The following is a 1493-nucleotide window of genomic DNA, read 5'->3' as shown; positions in this document are numbered from 1 at the left end:
AGTGCGGCTAACCCGGCGTCCTGCCGGGTTGCCCACGGATTCAAGCCTGCGTTCGGCCAGCGTGGTTTAACGGGGCGCCTAAGATCAAGATCAAGATCAAGAGCGGCTCGCTGCGCATCGTGGAGTGGTGGGGGTACCTATGCCAGTCAGTTAAGCGTACACCGCCCTCTGTAGGAGCGAGCTTGCTCGCGAAAAACGTCAACGATAACGTGTGCTTTCTGGATGAACGCGGTGCCTGTGAGTTTTTCGCGAGCAAGCTCGCTCCTACAATCCCGGTGCAGCAGATTTTCTTTTTCTGTGGATTGCAGCGTTGTTGATTATCCAGGTGCGCTCGGCGGTGGCTTGCTTGAAGGCGTCTTAATGCACGATGGCATTGGGCGGCAGATGGCCGAGTCGCTCGGTCAGGCGCAGGCGCTGGATCGGGTCTTCGCTGAGCATCAACGCGTGTTCCAGGTCGAAGCGCTCGGCGCTTGGGCAGTCCAGGCGCTGATACAGGCTGGCGCGTGCCAGGTAATCGGCGGCGCTGGCATTGCCCAGTTCCAGTACGCGCTCGGCATCCACCAGGGCGGCCAGCGGTTCGTCGTTGGCCAGGTAAAGTTGGCGCAGGTTACGTGACAGCCGCTGCAGGATCGAGCGGGGCTCGGCGGTGTGCAGGTGTTCGGCCTGCAGTTTGAGATTCGGGCCATATTGGCGATGCAGCATGTCGCGACAGTCATTGGGATACATGCGTCGGCCCCCGCAGGGGTCGAGCAGGTGATCGGCACCGGGCACCCGCAGCAGGAAGTGACCGGGGAAATTCACCCCGACCATGGGGATGTCCAGGCGCCGTGCCAGTTCCAGGGCGATCAGGCCCATGGCCAGGGGCTGCCCGCGCTTGCGCTGCAGCACCTTATCGAGCAAGGCGGCGGCGGGGCGCAACGGGGTGAAGTCATCCTGGGCAAACCCCAGGTCGTTCATGCGCCGCAGCAACGGTTGGCCCAGCTCATCGGCCGGCAGCACCGGCATGCCCAGGCTGACCTGCTGTTGCAACAGGCCCAGCTCCTGCAGGATCAGCAACGGCTGCACGGCGGCGTCGTGTTCGGCGGCAATCCACAGCGCAGCTTCGAACAGCGCAGGGGGTGAACGCTCCAGGCAGGCGAAAAAAGCTTGGCGGGGATTCATTGCATTCTCCGGCGGATGCTCTCGTTTTAGCCTTGCTGTGAATTTTCGTCCAGCATCTTGAGAAATATCCCACTCGCTTATGTCACAGAACACACGAATTAGGGCGGCTTATTCCAGTGCGATCCAGCACTTTTCCGGCGCGAGCCTATACTTGTGCCACTACCAGAAGTGATTCGGGAGCACGACGATGTTTGCGCTCATGCACAGCACCCGCCTGGAATCGCTGCACCTGAGCGTCGACCCGGTGACCGGGCTGAAGGCGATCATCGCCATCCACAACAGCCGCCTGGGCCCTGCCCTGGGCGGCTGCCGCTACCTGGCCTATCCCGACG

At 62.1% G+C, this 1493-nt stretch carries 1 protein-coding gene and 1 pseudogene; one reads left to right on the top strand and one right to left on the bottom strand.

Annotated elements, in window-relative coordinates:
* Nucleotides 1-357: 357 nt before the first annotated feature.
* Nucleotides 358-1161: a SirB1 family protein gene (locus BFP96_RS18555; protein WP_065894815.1), complete on the bottom strand. Its 804-nt coding sequence runs from the start codon at nt 1159-1161 to the stop codon at nt 358-360.
* Nucleotides 1162-1348: 187 nt separating this feature from the next.
* Between BFP96_RS18555 and BFP96_RS30480 the strand changes: the two are divergent.
* A pseudogene (locus BFP96_RS30480) lies at nt 1349-1493 on the top strand (amino acid dehydrogenase); the annotation flags it as partial.

This window comes from Pseudomonas sp. 34 E 7 (assembly GCF_900005715.1).
Taxonomy (GTDB): domain Bacteria; phylum Pseudomonadota; class Gammaproteobacteria; order Pseudomonadales; family Pseudomonadaceae; genus Aquipseudomonas; species Aquipseudomonas orientalis_A.
This window is presented reverse-complemented; position numbering and strand designations above follow the sequence as displayed.